Genomic DNA, 15140 nt, shown 5'->3' on the forward strand with positions numbered 1-15140 from the left:
ACTTTTCAGCAATTTTTCCTAGATTTCTCTAGAACGAAGGACATCGTCGCTAGCAGCGCCGCCGCCCTCGTCAGTGAGCGGGTTATAGTCCCACGGCCTCGAATGAGTCAACAGCCATCTTTAAAAAAATGTCATTTTTCTCCAATGCCATGCGAGCAGATGTTTGTCGCTTAAATTGCGTGCATGCATAGATTTTCAGCAGTCGAAACGGCGCCCCTGTTCACTGGTGCGTTTCGCGCTGCTATGGCATTGCAGAGCCTCCAGGACGTCGCCGACCTGATGAGGTTCAGACGCTCGAAACTACCGAAAGCTCACATATATATGGAAAAGAAACCCCAAGAGGACAGCCCCGATAACAGCGCGCGTGCGCCTCTCCCTATTGTGGAGGTGCTGGGCGAACTGACCTTGGCGCTTCGCCAGACCTCCTGTGCGGTCCTTTCCGCCCCACCGGGTGCAGGCAAAACGACCATGGTGCCGCTCACTCTGATCAAAGAGCCATGGTGCACCGGAAAGGTCATCCTGCTGGAGCCGCGGCGGCTGTCGGCGCGAGCTGCCGCTTCCCGCATGGCGGTGCTCAAGGGAGAGAATGTCGGGCAGACAATCGGATACAGAATGCGCCTCGACACGCGGATCTCGCAGGCGACACGGATCGAGGTCGTCACGGAGGGTGTATTTTCCCGCATGATCCTCGACGATCCGGAGCTTGCAGGCGTTTCCGCGGTGATCTTCGACGAATTTCACGAACGCTCGCTCGATGCCGATCTCGGACTGGCGCTGGCGCTCGACGCACAGGCGGCGCTTCGAGAAGACCTGCGGATAATTGTAATGTCGGCAACCCTTGATACGGATCGCATCGCGGCATTGCTGAACAACCCTCCAGTGATAAAAAGCAAGGGACGGAGTTTTCCTGTCGAGATCCGTTATAATGAAAGAAGCCAGCAGGAGCGTGTCGAGGACGCAGTCACGCGCGCGATCGAAAGCGCACATCGCGACGAAGGGGGCTCCATCCTTGCCTTTCTACCGGGACAGGCGGAAATCAGACGGGTAGCCGAGCGGCTGCAGGGCCGGTTCGACGCAAACACCGCGATTGCGCCACTTTACGGCAATCTGACACAGCACGACCAGGATCTGGCAATCAAGCCGGCGGCGCCTGGCAAGCGCAAGATCGTCCTTGCCACATCGATCGCAGAGACATCCATCACGATCGACGGTGTGCGGATCGTCATCGACAGCGGATTGCAGCGTCTGCCGGTCTTCGAGCCCTCCACCGGAATGACCCGGCTGGAGACGGTACGGGTATCACAGGCTTCCGCCGACCAGCGGGCCGGACGCGCCGGGCGAACCATGCCGGGTATCGCCATCAGGCTGTGGCACACAGGCCAAACCGCTGCATTGCCGGATTTCACGCCACCGCAAATACTTGCGAGCGATCTCTCAGGTCTGGTGCTCGACCTCGCGCATTGGGGCGTGGTTGATCCGATAACGCTCGCCTTTCTGGATCAACCACCCGGACCTGCGTTTTCCGAGGCAAAAGGCCTGCTTGTCCTTCTCGGCGCATTGGACGACACCGGCCGGCTGACGCCGAGAGGTCATCTTATCCGTCAGCTGGCCTTGCCGCCGCGGCTGGCGGCAATGGTCATCAACGCGGACAAGGACGGACGCGGGCTCGAGGCGAGCCATCTCGCGGTTCTCCTAACCGAACAAGGGCTTGGAGGAAGCGATATCGATCTCGATGAACGGCTGCGGCGGTTCCGGGCCGATCGCAGCGAGCGGGCGCAAGCCAGCCGAGGCCTGGCCAGCCGGATAGCCGACAGTCTGCCAAACAAGGCAGCACGACAGACAGGCGGGTCAGCAGGCCCACTTCTTCTCCATGCCTATCCCGACCGGATCGCGCTGCAGCGCGGCGGCAAAGGCCGGTTCATCATGGCCAACGGCCGAGGAGCGGAACTGCCGGAAACCGAGCGGCTTGCCAGCGCCTCCATGTTGGTGATTTCCGACGTGAGCGGGAAGGCTGCGCGGCCGCGTATTCTCAGCGCCGCGGAAATATCACGCTCCGAAGTGGAAGCGGAGATGGCCGGCGCAATCCGGTCCGCAGAAGAGTGTTTTTTCGACCCGGCCAGCCGTCAGGTTCGTGCGCGCCAAACCACCCGGCTCGGAGCAATCGTATTTAATGAAAAACCACTACCTAAACCGACCGGCGAACAGGCGGCACGGGCGCTGGCCGACGGCGTAAGGCAGTTCGGATTGAACAGCCTGCCGTTTTCGAAGGAAACCCTGCAATTCAGGGAAAGGCTGGGGTTCCTTCATCGATCGCTTGGCGAGCCATGGCCAGATGTCAGCGACGATGCACTTGTCGCCCGCCTTGATGACTGGTTCGTCCCCTATCAAGGTCATGCGTCCGCACTTACTTCGATATCGGCGGCGAGCCTTTCGGATGGGTTGCGTTCGCTGGTTCCACACGAGTTGCTGCACAATATGAACCGGCTTGCGCCGACCCATTTCGAGGCGCCGACCGGCCAACGCCATCCGATCCAGTATGATGGCCCAGAACCGGTGCTGACAATTCGTGTCCAGGAGCTGTTCGGATTGAAAAACCATCCCGCGATCGCGAACGGCAAACTGCCGCTGCTTCTAGAATTGACTTCGCCGGCACACAGGCCGATCCAGACGACACGCGATCTGCCCGGCTTCTGGTCCGGATCATGGAAAGATGTTCGGGCGGAAATGCGTGGCCGATATCCCAGACACCCATGGCCGGAAAATCCGGTCGATGCCGCTCCGACAAGCCGCGCAAAACCCAAAGGTACGTGACAGGATGTCACATGCCATGAAATACTGGGTCGATTTTAAGAGGTTTGATCACTTTAAGGCACATATAAACAATGTCCGAAACAATATTGCATAGTACAGACATGACTCCATCGCAGGACGGCAAGATCGGCCATGTGAGCCGCAGCATCCGCCTACAAACCCTCGTCAGGCTGAGGTGGCTGGCCGTGGCGGGGCAGACGATAACGGTCCTGATCATCTGGGGCGTACTCGACTTTCCGATGCCTATCGCCCAGGCAACCATATTGATCGCAGCCCTTGCGGTCGCAAATCTCATTTTATCCGCGTGGTTTCCAGCCACCCACCGGCTTGGGCCGAAATCAGCGCTCGCGCTGCTCTGCTTCGACCTCCTGCAAATGGGCGCGCTATTGTTCATCACCGGCGGGCTGGGCAATCCCTTCGCACCGCTGATCTGCGTGCCGGTCATCATTGCCTTTGCATCACAGCCATTGCGTCATTCGCTCGTGCTGCTTGTCTTCGCGCTTGTGTGCACGACGGTTTTGTCACTCTCTCCTTACCCGGTCCCGTGGTATGAGGGGGAGCATTTGCGCATCCAGCCGATCATGCAGCTCGGGGTATGGTTCTCGATCGCCTCGATGATGGTTTTTGCGGCTTTCTACGCTTACCGCGTTTCCCATGAGGCCAGCCTGCTTGCCGACGCTCTGGTGGCGACGGAAATGATTCTGGAGCGGGAAAAACATCTTGGTCAGCTGGATGGTCTGGCGGCTGCGGCGGCCCATGAACTGGGAACACCGCTTGCGACGATCAGCGTCGTCGCCAAGGAAATGGAACGAGAGCTCGGGCAGGACGAGCGCTTCAAGGAAGATGTGCAACTGTTGCGCAGCCAGAGCGAGCGATGCCGCGATATCCTGCGGCGCTTGACCTCACTGCCAGCGGAGGGCGAGGAACATTTGCGGCGCCTGCCCCTATCATCGATGATGGAAGAGGTGATCGCTCCACACCGTCAGTTCGACATAGACATCAGACTGGTGCAGAAAACCGACGGTGGCCATGAACCTATAGGCGTGAGAAACGCAGGAATTCTCTATGGGCTTGGCAATCTGATTGAAAATGCGGTCGATTATGCCAAGAGTGAGGTGGTCATATCGGTGGAATACGATGACCAGCGGGTGGCGATCATGATCGAGGACGATGGTCCGGGCTATTCCGCCGTTATCCTTTCGCGTATCGGCGAGCCTTACATGACATCCCGGACACGCGAGCGGAGTGAGCATGCCGGCGGCTTGGGGTTAGGGCTCTTCATCGCCAAAACCCTGCTGGAGCGCTCCGGCGCATCGATCCGCTTCAGCAATCGCGGCGACGGACAGGTCGGTGCACGCATTCGAATAGAATGGCCAAGATCAATTATGGACAAGCCAATTTGATCTAGCTCCAATTTTATCGCGTTCTATATGATAATTGGGGTCCATCGATCCCGGAGAATGAAGATGGAAACAACACTGCAGCAATCCAATCCTCAGAATGAGGACTTTATTGGTTCCGACCCTTCACTGTTGATCGTTGACGACGATGGACCGTTTCTGCGTCGCCTGGCGCGTGCCATGGAAACACGAGGATTTACCGTAGAGGCCGCGGAAACAGTCGCCGAAGGTATTGCCAAAGTGCGCCAGCGGGCACCCAAATATGCCGTGGTGGATCTTCGGCTGGGTGATGGCAACGGCCTAGACGTCATCGAAACCATCAGGCAGTTCCGCCAGGATACGCGCGTCATCGTGCTGACCGGATACGGAAACATTGCGACTGCCGTCACTGCGGTCAAGCTTGGCGCCGTCGACTATCTTTCCAAGCCTGCCGATGCGGATGATGTGTTCAACGCCTTGACGCAGCGTCCCGGAGAAAAGGCAGATCTGCCAGAAAATCCGATGTCGGCAGATCGCGTACGCTGGGAACATATCCAGCGCGTCTACGAAATGTGCGAACGCAACGTTTCGGAAACCGCACGACGCCTCAACATGCATCGCCGCACATTGCAGCGCATCCTGGCAAAGCGGGCGCCTAAATAAGGCGCTCGCCGCGACTTGCGCGCTGCGGGATTTATGTAATTGCGGCAGGGAAGCCGGCCGCCTTTGACTACGTCTCTATGTCGTCGAAGCTCTTGCCGGTAGACCATTCCGCCATCATCAGGCGGTGGGCCGCTGTGCGCGAAAAATCGAGCATCAACGCCTTGCGGGTCGCCGGTGCAAGCTTGTGTTGGGATGCGTCACGCAATAGATGCGCCCCATAACCATCCGACAACATCAGGCCGCAGTCTTCGGGGAAAATTTCGAGCGGCACATCCCTGTGCGTTGCAAAGATCAGCCGGTCGCAATAAGTCCGATATTCCGGCCACTTGCGGTCGATGCGGAAATCCTCGATCGAGGTCTTTATCTCGACAATCCAGATTTCTCCCTTATCGGATACGGTGATAAGGTCGGCCCTTCTGCCATTCGGCAAGACAAGTTCGGGCAGAACAGCATGCTTCATATCGTGAAGCAGGATTTGCGCGCCCTTGCGGACCATCATCGCGCGGGGCGACTGACGGCCATCGATCAGAGGGTTGTCGTTCACGACATTCAATATCGTCATGCCTTTTCCTTAGCCATCATAGGTGGGCAGCATTGTGAATGTTGCAAAAAGACAATGGGCTTTTCAATTCGACTGCTGCCGACGCGCTGAGCGCTTGCGCAACTTGCCAACCGCAATCGAATGGAAAATAACGGTTTCGACGGCGGCTTGACGCCATTTCAATCGATAGTTTCACCAAGAGATATCCATGCGCTTTCGCAACAGCATGCTCGCACTCGGCCTGTTGGCAACCGCCGCCCTGGCCGGCTGCTCGACCACGTCCGAAACAGCCAAGACAGATGCACCGGTTCGCATCGAGACGGCCCAGATCTTCACCGATTCCTACGGATCGGTGACCGATGCAGGCTATACCCTGCCGGCCATTCCGATCAACCGGGTCAAACAGGAGTTCGTCCGCCAGATCGTGAACTACGAAACTGCGGAAAAGCCGGGTACGGTTATCGTCAATACCCGCGAACGCCATCTCTATTACATCCTGCCGGGCGGTCGTGCTGTGCGCTACGGCATCGGCGTCGGCAAGGCTGGTTTTGCATGGTCGGGCACGGCCTATGTTGCCTGGAAGCAGGAATGGCCGACATGGCATCCGCCGAAGGAAATGGCCGCGCGCAAGCCGGATGTCGCCAGATACGTCGAAAACGGCATGGGTCCAGGCCTGAACAACCCGCTTGGTGCACGCGCCATGTATCTGTTCAACGAAAAGGGCCAGGACACGCTGTTTCGCCTGCACGGCACGCCGGAGTGGGCCTCGATCGGCACGGCTGCTTCATCCGGCTGCATTCGCCTGATGAACCAGGACGTTATCGACCTTTACAGCCGGGTGCGTCCGGGCAAGGCAACCAAGGTCGTCGTGATCCAGTAAGACTGACGGAATACAAAAATCAAAAAGCCGCCGAGGTCATTCCCGGCGGCTTTTTTGCTGCCATGACATGAGCCTGGATCTACTGGCCGTCACCCTTTCCCGCCCCGTCGCTTTGCTTGCGAGCTAACGGGTATCAATGCGCGTAAAGCCCACGGCGGTTCTGTCAGGATTGTGGATGTGCCATCCGCGGGCGGCCCGTTGCGGTGGCAACGATGCGGGCTTCAACGAGTTTTCGTCCGCCTTCAACTTCGGGTGCCATAATCTCCTTTTCGATGGAAATCAGGATGCCCTGGGCCCCTTCCTGTCCGGCCTTGCGCCGTGCTGCACCCACCGCCCGCGCCTCAGCGGTTCCCAGCGCATTCGCTTCCCCGATTATCGTGGTCGTCTCACCGGCACCGGTTACAATATAGACGCCTTCTTCCGGCGAGGTGATGGTGACTGTCGCCGTAACCCTTATATGGCCGACGACAGCGCCGATGGCGTTGGCAACATCCGCATCAGAAGGGATGATCGATTTGGCTCCAAGCATATCGGCAATTGCAGGATAATAGACCGGTGCCGAAGCGCCTAGGCCGACAAGCGGACGGTCAAGCGAAATGGAAAACTGCGCAATACCCGGTATGCGCTTCAACGCCCGATCAACCGCAAGCGAAACCGATGGGTTGATCGATTCGGCGCCGTCTTCCGCAAGACAGGCCGAAAGCAAGACCTCGGAAGATTGCCGGGTCAGCCTCGCGACGATTTTGTCGGCCAGATCTTCCGGTGAGGTAGCGATCTCGCGTCCCGCGCCGGTCTTCCTCCGGGCTGCGATCTGCAGCCCCAATCGTGCCGCATCGGCATTCCACTGGCCCTGGCGGCCAAGAACATGCAGCGCATCAGATGGTGTGATGCCGCTCAAGTGTACGAGACCGCGGCCGACAAGCCGGTCGAGAACCGATTTCTGGGAATTCATTGTGAGCAATGCGTTCAAAGCCACAGGCGTCGAGCCGATCCGTGCAAGAAGCGCCTTTTCCTGCGGTTGAAGGCTCCCAACCAAGGCTTCGTTCATAGCGATCCGGACGGCGAAACGGCCATCATGGCGACCAGTATGTGTGGCGCGTAGCTGCATATCGATAGCCGACAGAACACTATCGCCATAGGTGGCCGCCAGAAGGCTGAGAGGCAGAAGACGTCGAGGACCGAGCGTGATTTTTGCCTCTAGCCCGCGATCATCAATATGCACCTCAGAATCACCGCCAAGACCAAAAGTGCGCAATGCAACCGCCTCGACCATCGTGTGGTGGCCGCCGACATTGGCGCCATCCGATGCGAGCTTCGGCCTGCCGCCCTGCAGGACGGCGACATCAGTGGTCGTACCGCCGATATCGGAGACGACTGCCTCATCCAGCCCGGTCAGGTACCATGCGCCGACCAGGCTTGCGGCAGGGCCGGACAGGATGGTTTCGATCGGGTGCAGGCGCGCTTCCGAGGCTGACATCAGCGCACCGTCACCGCGCACGACCATGAGAGGCGCATGGATGCCGGATTTTTGCAGAAATCCTTCCGTCGAGGTGATCAGGCGGTCGATGATCGAGACCAGACGGGCATTGAGCAATGTCGTCAACGCCCGGCGCGGGCCGCCGAGTTTCGAGGAAAGCTCGTGGCTGCACGTCACAGGCCTGTGGCTGATTTCGCGAATACGGTCCCTCACGCGAATTTCGTGAGCCGGATTCCGGACTGCGAAATAACCGGCGACGGCGAAGGACGAGACTACCGATCCGAGTGACGGCAAGGCATCATCGAGCGCGCTCATATCCAGCGGTGTCTCGTTGCCATGCACGTCATGGCCACCGGGCAGAAAGATAACCGGATCGCTCCCGAGCGCTTCGGAAAGGCCGCCTCTGGCAATATCCTCGGGGCCAAAACCGATCATCACGAGTGCCGCCCGACCACCCTGCCCTTCCACCAGTGCATTGGTAGCAAGCGTGGTCGATAGCGAGACCATGGCGATTTGCGATGCGGGAATGCCGCCGTTTTCAAGGGCTGCACCAACCGCGCCGGCGATGCCTTCCGAAAGATCATGCCGAGTGGTGAGCGACTTCGCCTTGGCGATCACGCCTTCTTCGTCGCGGAAAAGAACGGCATCCGTGTAGGTGCCGCCGGTATCGATGCCGAGAAGAAGAGGTGAAACCACGCAAGAAATCCCGAATGCCTATTCGGAAGAATCAATAGCGCACGGAGCGTCAGGATCAATCGACCGCCAGAGACGTGGGCTGTCGCAGTTTGGTTTTGTGCATCGTACTTTGCGAAAACGGGATCCGGTTTTCGTCTCGAGGCGTCAGGGTCTCAGGCTCACCCGCATCGGCATGCCGTCGCGCGGCTGGGTCGTCAATTTCTGCACCGGCCAGATTTCGGTACCAGGCAGGGCATCGAAACGGTAGCGCTTCATCAGCACAGCAAGCGCGATCACCGCTTCCTGCATGGCGAAGGTCGCGCCAATGCAGGTTCGCGGACCGGCACCAAACGGCAGGTACTGGAACCGGCCGATCTTGCCGCGATTTTCCGGCAGGAACCGTTCCGGCAAAAAGGCACGCGGCTTTTCCCAATAAAGCTCGTGGCGATGCAGCGTCCACGGCATGACGAGGATGGTGACGCCCGCTTCGATCTCGACGCTCTCCCCCGTCGCGCTCGTCCACCTGTCGTCTGCAATCGCCGCGCGGTTCAGCGATGGCGCTGGCGGATAGAGCCTCAGCGCCTCCTCGAAGGAAGCGCGTACCCAAGGCATCAATTCCAGCCATTCAACCGGCTCCGCACCGGTTGCCAGGACTCGATCGATTTCTTCTTCCATCGCTTCGCGCACATGGGGCGAATGAGCGACACAATACAACGTCCAGGCAAGAGCCCGCGCCGTCGTTTCGTGCCCGGCACCGATGAAGGTGAGGATATTGTCCTCGATCTCGTCCAGCGTAAGCCCGTCGGGGCCTTCGAGTTGGAGGAGCAACGTCAGAAAATCCTGCGGCACGTCGTTCGGCATCTCCCGCATCCGCTTCTGCCGCTCTTTCATCGTATCGGCGACGATATTGCGGAATTTGTCGAGTACCTTGCGACCACCGATGCGGGTCAGGCGCGGCACCCATGCCGGCGCACGCAACAAATCCATTGGATCGACGCGGCCCATGCGGTGAAGCAGGCTGTCGACGTCATCGGAAAAACTGTTGCTCTGTGTTACGATCTGGCCCGAGAAAAGGGTTTCGGACAGGATCGAATAGGCCATTTCCGTCATGTCTACGGAGATGTCGTGGATCGCGCCATCCCTGCCGACCGTCGCATATTTTTCCACGTATTCTTCAGACTTCGCCAGCATCTGGCCGGCAAAGCCACGGGAGTGGCGGGGTGTGAAGACCGGCGCCATCGCCTTTCGCGAACGCTTCCAGACCGGGCCTTCCGCCGTCAGCAATCCGTCGCGCAGGATAGGCCGCAGGATCAGCTGGCGGATTTCCGACATCTCGTAATTTGAGGCGTTATCGACGAGGACATGGCGGATCAGCCCGGGATCGTTGACGATCAGCGTGCGTTCCTTGAAGAATTTCGTCTTGATCCAGGGCAGCGTGTAGGACGGTACGCCCCAGAGTTCCAGCGGGTTGAGCATGACCGTGCGGATGATCTCCAGCCGCGACGGTGGGACGGTGCGTGGTATAGGTGCCGGCGGCACAAAGGGGTCGGGGCGCATGTCCAAGGGCAACCCTCCTCTTCTGTTCCTGTCATTGGCGCAATTGCGGACGCAAACCGGAAAACACTTTTGCTGGAATTGCTTCCAGAAGATATCAGGACTTAGAGCAGCGATTTCAACTCGGCGATCTTGTCGTTGACGAGCCAGCCGTAATAATTCTCTTCCGGCAGGCCACCGCGGGCTTTCAGCGCCGCAGCGCGCTGAGCCGAACCGCCGGTATTGTAAAGCGTCGAGGTGATGCCGGGATTGCGCGAAATATCGACATCAGCGATCTGCTTGTAGTCATCGATCGAACGGCGGATATTGGCGGCCATATAGGCGAGCGACTTGTCCGGGTCCATGATCGCCTCATAGACTTCCGCGGCGTCGTTCTCGTCCAGCTTCGAATAACCGGATGTGCGCGAGACCATGTCCGACAACATCATGGCCGTCAGCGGATTGACCTGGCCGAGGCCAAAGGTTTGCCCGGCATAAAAGGGCTGGAAGAAGACCGCGCTGAAACGGTTGTCGGGATAAGCTTTTCCGTCGACCTTTTTGCCGCGGAACGACTTTTCCCATACGCCTTCGCGGCAATTCCACAGCGCGTAGGAGCCCGACTTGCCCTCACAGGCGGAAAATTGCGGATGCGTCAGAAATTCGGCGATGGTTTCGCCGTCATAGGCGAAGCGGAAAGCATTGCCTGCATAAGCGGCGGCCTTGACGTAATAGCTCTGCAGCCTGTCATAGGCATCGACATTATAGGTGTGCTCGCCGACGATCGCGCCGACCATGTGGATCGGATCTATGCCATAGGCCGCCGCGGTGGACTTGATCTTGCCGATCAGAGCCTTGTCGGTCGCCAGAAGCTCACGGATCTTGTCGTATTTGTCGTCGAAGGTTGTGCGGCCCGCACGGGTGCGGCGCACGGAAGCACCCGGGATCTTGGGCTGCACGGCATTGCGATTGCCTTCCGGCACGATGGTCATGGCCATAACCGGACCGGTCGAGGAAGCCGCCCAGGCGACAGTCAGCAGCAATGCAATAAGAGTGCGTTTCAAGATTTTCCGTGTCCCAGCGTTTTATCTGCGCCACTGCCGGCTCCAGAAACTGTGACAGGTCGATCTGGCAAGCCGCTCGCGTCTTCGCGAAAGCGCGTCACCCATACGTTAAGACATATTGGAATGTCGAGATAAAGACATTCAAAAAGGCGTCAAGACAGAGATGCGTGGCAACCGAACGTTGCCCGGTTGCCACGCATGGGGATTAGAGAATGTAGCGCGACAGGTCGGTATCGGCCGCCAGATCGCCGACATGCTTGCGGACATATTCGGCATCGATCTTCACCGACGTGCCGCCCTGATCCGGAGCGGTGAAGGAGATTTCATCCAGCACGCGCTCCATCACCGTCTGCAGGCGGCGGGCACCGATATTCTCGACCGTCGAGTTCAAGTGAACTGCGACATCCGCCAAGGCATCGATCGCATCCTCGGTGAATTCCAGGGTCAGGTCTTCAGTGCCCATAAGCGCCTTATACTGGCGGATCAGGCTGGCTTCGGTTTCCGTCAGGATGCGGCGGAAATCTTCCTTGGTCAGCGGACGAAGTTCGACGCGGATCGGCAGACGGCCCTGAAGCTCAGGCAGCAGGTCCGAGGGCTTCGATACGTGGAACGCGCCAGAGGCGATGAAGAGGATGTGATCCGTCTTTACCGGGCCGTACTTAGTCGAAACCGTGGTGCCTTCGACGAGCGGCAGAAGGTCACGCTGCACGCCTTCACGTGAAACACCGGCACCCATGCCACCGTCGCGGGCCGCGATTTTGTCGATCTCGTCGAGGAAAACGATGCCATCGTTTTCGACAGAACGGACAGCTTCACGCTGAATGACTTCGTTGTCGATCAGCTTGTCGGATTCGTCACGGATCAGTTCGCCATAGGACTTCGCGACGGTAGTCTTCACCTTTTTGGTGCGGCCGCCCATGGCCTTGCCGAACATTTCCGACAGGTTGAGCACGCCGATATTGGCACCGGGCATGCCTGGGATGTCGAAACCGCCGGGCATGCCGGATCCGCTGTCGGCCACTTCGACTTCGATTTCCTTGTCGTCCAGTTCACCGGCGCGGAGCTTCTTGCGGAAGCTGTCGCGGGTGGCCGGAGAAGCGGTCGAGCCAACCAAGGCATCGAGCACACGTTCCTCGGCGCTCTGATGCGCCTTCGCCTGTACCTCGGTGCGCTTCTTTTCGCGCACCAGACCGATGCCGATCTCGACCAGATCGCGGATGATCTGCTCGACATCGCGGCCGACATATCCGACCTCGGTGAATTTGGTGGCTTCCACCTTGATGAAGGGCGCGCCGGCAAGCTTGGCGAGACGGCGGGAGATTTCCGTCTTGCCGACGCCGGTCGGGCCGATCATCAGGATGTTCTTCGGCATCACTTCATCGCGGAGGCTCTCGTCGAGCTGGTGGCGACGCCAGCGATTTCTTAGGGCGATCGCGACCGCGCGCTTGGCATCGTGCTGGCCGATGATGTGGCGATCAAGCTCGGAAACGATTTCGCGGGGAGAAAAATTGGTCATGTGATCCTCTCGGCTTTCCCATTGCGACCGGCCATCTCGGCCCGGTCCGCGGGACCCTTTCAGGGATGGAGATTATTCGGCGTCGAGTGTTTCAACGACGAGATTGTGGTTGGTATAGACGCAGATATCGGCTGCAATATCGAGTGCCTTGCGGGCGACGTCTTCGGCTGATTTGTCGCTATCCATCATGGCGCGGGCTGCGGCAAAAGCATAATTGCCGCCGGAGCCGATGGCGATCGTGCCGTGTTCGGGTTCAAGCACGTCGCCATTGCCGGTGATGGCAAGCGTCGTGGATTTATCTGCGACCAGCATCATGGCTTCGAGATTGCGCAGATATTTGTCGGTGCGCCAGTCCTTGGCGAGTTCGACGGCGGCGCGCATCAGTTGGCCGGGATATTGTTCGAGCTTCTTTTCGAGACGGTCGAGCAGCGTGAAGGCGTCGGCCGTGGCACCAGCAAAACCAGCAATCACATCGCCCCCCTTGCCGATGCGGCGCACCTTGCGGGCATTGCCCTTCATCACGGTCTGGCCGAGGCTTACCTGGCCGTCGCCGGCCATGACGACCTTGCCGCCCTTTCTGACTGTAATAATCGTTGTCATCAATACACCTGTCTGCCCCTTTAAAAGCGGGCTCTTGCACCGAAGAAATCCCGCCAAACCGCTCTGGCTTTGCCGGGATCGTGTTGACACCTATGTAAGTGACCAACGAACGAATACAATCTCGCAGCTTCCAATCGACAAGGTGTCGCAAAGCCCCGTGCTTTTGCTGGATATTTCAGCTTCCGGCTGATAAGGAGCGGCGAGAAAAGCATGGAGCAGAGCCTGATGGGCGAAACCGCAGCCGCACGCGTGGGAAGCGTTTCCCGCAAGACCAACGAAACTTCCGTTTCCGTTTCCGTCAATCTGGACGGCACCGGCGTGGCCAAGATTTCGACGGGCGTGGGCTTTTTCGACCATATGCTCGACCAGCTTTCACGACATTCGCTCATCGACATGGAAATCGATGTGAAGGGTGACCTGCATATCGACGATCACCATACTGTCGAGGATACGGGGATCGCGATCGGCCAGGCGATTTCCAAGGCGCTCGGCGACCGGCGCGGCATCACCCGTTATGCCTCGCTCGACCTTGCCATGGACGAGACGATGACCAAGGCTGCGATCGACGTATCGGGCCGCCCTTTCCTTGTCTGGAACGTTGCGTTTTCGGCGCCGAAGATCGGCACGTTCGATACGGAACTGGTGCGCGAGTTTTTTCAGGCGCTGGCGCAGAATGCTGGGATCACCCTGCATATCCTCAACCATTACGGCGCCAACAACCATCATATCGCCGAGACCTGCTTCAAATCCGTAGCGCGTGTTCTGCGTACTGCGACCGAAATCGATCCGCGACAGGCCAACCGCGTTCCGTCCACCAAGGGAACGCTTGCCTGACGCTTCCGGGAGATCATCCTTGAGAAGCTATCTCGTTCTGACACCGCCGGGTGGTCCTGAAAAGGATCATCGTTCGACGCTTTTCTTAGCCGACGGATTTTCGTGGATGGCACTGCTGTTTGCGTGGATCTGGCTGATCTGGCATCGGCTCTGGCTTGCGGGAATTATCGCGCTTGTGCTGCAGATCGGGAGTGTCTTGCTCCTCGGTATGTCAGGTTTCTTTCTTGCGGGTTTGCTGCTCGGCTTTGCGATACATGTTCTCATCGCGCTCGAAGGCCGCAACCATTACGCAAACTCTCTTGCCCGCCGCGGCTGGACGCTTGAAAGCGTGATCAGCGCCACAGACTTAAGGACCGCTGAAGAGATCTATTTCTCCGGTCTGCCACAGCCGGAAACACATCCCCTGCCCTCCTCTTCGGACTGGGCAAACAAAGCAAAACAGCCGTCCGTTTCGGGCTGGCAGGGTCCGGCTCTCGGACTTTTCGACCACGGAGGACGCTGATGCGCGTCGCAATCATCGACTACGGCTCGGGCAACCTGCGCTCGGCCACCAAGGCATTCGAACGGGCCGCCCGCGAGGCCGGCATCGAGGCTAAAATCGACCTCACCGACAAGCCGGACATCGTTGCCGCTGCCGACCGCGTGGTGCTGCCGGGTGTCGGCGCCTATGCGGATTGCCGTGCGGGCCTCAATGCCGTTTCCGGGATGAGCGAAGCGCTGATCGATGCGGTCGAAACGAAAGCACGTCCCTTCCTCGGCATCTGCGTCGGCATGCAGCTGATGTCATCGCGCGGCCTGGAAAAAACCACGACCGAAGGCCTTGGCTGGATCAAGGGCGATGTCATCGAGATGACGCCATCCGATCCGGACCTGAAAATCCCGCAGATCGGCTGGAATACGCTGGAGCTGAATAGCCCTCACCCGCTGTTCGACGGCATTGCCACCGGGCCAGAAGGCTTGCACGCCTATTTCGTGCATTCCTACCATCTGGCCGCGACCAATCCGGCCGAAGTGATCGCCACCACGGATTACGGTGGCGCGATGACGGCCTTTGTCGGTCGCGACAATCTTGTCGGCGCGCAGTTCCACCCGGAAAAGAGCCAGAAGCTCGGCCTCGCCCTGATTTCCAACTTCCTGCGCTGGAAGCCCTAAGGCTCGCGCATCTATTCT

At 58.9% G+C, this 15140-nt stretch carries 13 protein-coding genes; 7 read left to right on the forward strand and 6 right to left on the reverse strand.

The features are described 5' to 3' along the window. Window positions 1-321: 321 nt before the first annotated feature. The 3 genes from hrpB (at window position 322) to HNQ72_RS25305 (ending at window position 4853) form a co-directional block, all read left to right on the forward strand. Window positions 322-2811 carry an ATP-dependent helicase HrpB gene (hrpB, locus tag HNQ72_RS25295; RefSeq protein ID WP_183996549.1) on the forward strand — a complete coding sequence of 830 codons (2490 nt, stop codon included), beginning with the start codon at window positions 322-324 and terminating at the stop codon, window positions 2809-2811. Between the two features lie 101 nt (window positions 2812-2912). After that, window positions 2913-4214, forward strand: a complete 1302-nt coding sequence (locus tag HNQ72_RS25300) for an ActS/PrrB/RegB family redox-sensitive histidine kinase (protein WP_183996551.1) — start codon at window positions 2913-2915, stop codon at window positions 4212-4214. A gap of 63 nt (window positions 4215-4277) precedes the next feature. Continuing rightward, window positions 4278-4853 carry an ActR/PrrA/RegA family redox response regulator transcription factor gene (locus tag HNQ72_RS25305; protein ID WP_148143861.1) on the forward strand — a complete coding sequence of 192 codons (576 nt, stop codon included), beginning with the start codon at window positions 4278-4280 and terminating at the stop codon, window positions 4851-4853. Between the two features lie 67 nt (window positions 4854-4920). Here HNQ72_RS25305 and HNQ72_RS25310 read toward each other — a convergent pair whose 3' ends face one another. Beyond that, on the reverse strand, window positions 4921-5415 hold the full coding sequence (locus HNQ72_RS25310) for an MmcB family DNA repair protein (RefSeq protein WP_183996553.1): 495 nt from the start codon (window positions 5413-5415) through the stop codon (window positions 4921-4923). Between the two features lie 187 nt (window positions 5416-5602). On the opposite strand from HNQ72_RS25310, the gene HNQ72_RS25315 reads away from it, so the two are divergent. Continuing rightward, a complete protein-coding gene (locus tag HNQ72_RS25315) occupies window positions 5603-6274 on the forward strand; it encodes a L,D-transpeptidase (RefSeq protein ID WP_183996555.1) in 672 nt (223 codons plus the stop codon). A 163-nt stretch (window positions 6275-6437) separates the two neighbouring features. On the opposite strand, the gene HNQ72_RS25320 is transcribed toward HNQ72_RS25315, so the two are convergent. From HNQ72_RS25320 to hslV, 5 genes are all read right to left on the reverse strand, one after another. Then, the gene (locus HNQ72_RS25320) at window positions 6438-8447 is read right to left on the reverse strand and encodes a hydantoinase/oxoprolinase N-terminal domain-containing protein (RefSeq protein WP_183996557.1); all 2010 of its coding nucleotides are present in this window, start codon (window positions 8445-8447) and stop codon (window positions 6438-6440) included. A 144-nt stretch (window positions 8448-8591) separates the two neighbouring features. Beyond that, entirely contained in the window at window positions 8592-9989 is a 1398-nt protein-coding gene (locus HNQ72_RS25325) for a cytochrome P450 (protein WP_183996559.1), read from the reverse strand. 95 nt (window positions 9990-10084) lie between these two features. Next, entirely contained in the window at window positions 10085-11020 is a 936-nt protein-coding gene (locus HNQ72_RS25330; protein ID WP_183996561.1) for a DUF1402 family protein, read from the reverse strand. A 205-nt stretch (window positions 11021-11225) separates the two neighbouring features. Then, on the reverse strand, window positions 11226-12536 hold the full coding sequence (hslU, locus tag HNQ72_RS25335) for an ATP-dependent protease ATPase subunit HslU (protein ID WP_183996563.1): 1311 nt from the start codon (window positions 12534-12536) through the stop codon (window positions 11226-11228). A gap of 72 nt (window positions 12537-12608) precedes the next feature. Continuing rightward, window positions 12609-13136, reverse strand: coding sequence for an ATP-dependent protease subunit HslV (hslV, locus tag HNQ72_RS25340; protein WP_183996565.1), 528 nt, complete (start codon window positions 13134-13136; stop codon window positions 12609-12611). Window positions 13137-13361: 225 nt separating this feature from the next. On the opposite strand from hslV, the gene hisB reads away from it, so the two are divergent. From hisB to hisH, 3 genes are read left to right on the forward strand one after another with little or no spacing between them, the layout of a single operon-like run. After that, on the forward strand, window positions 13362-13970 hold the full coding sequence (gene hisB, locus HNQ72_RS25345) for an imidazoleglycerol-phosphate dehydratase HisB (RefSeq protein WP_183996876.1): 609 nt from the start codon (window positions 13362-13364) through the stop codon (window positions 13968-13970). A gap of 19 nt (window positions 13971-13989) precedes the next feature. Then, window positions 13990-14472, forward strand: a complete 483-nt coding sequence (locus tag HNQ72_RS25350) for a DUF2628 domain-containing protein (protein WP_183996567.1) — start codon at window positions 13990-13992, stop codon at window positions 14470-14472. Beyond that, a complete protein-coding gene (hisH, locus tag HNQ72_RS25355; protein ID WP_183996569.1) occupies window positions 14472-15122 on the forward strand; it encodes an imidazole glycerol phosphate synthase subunit HisH in 651 nt (216 codons plus the stop codon). Before HNQ72_RS25350 ends, hisH begins: the two co-directional genes overlap by 1 nt. Window positions 15123-15140 lie beyond the last annotated feature (18 nt).

The organism is Aliirhizobium wenxiniae, assembly GCF_014201355.1.
GTDB classification, from domain to species: domain Bacteria; phylum Pseudomonadota; class Alphaproteobacteria; order Rhizobiales; family Rhizobiaceae; genus Neorhizobium; species Neorhizobium wenxiniae.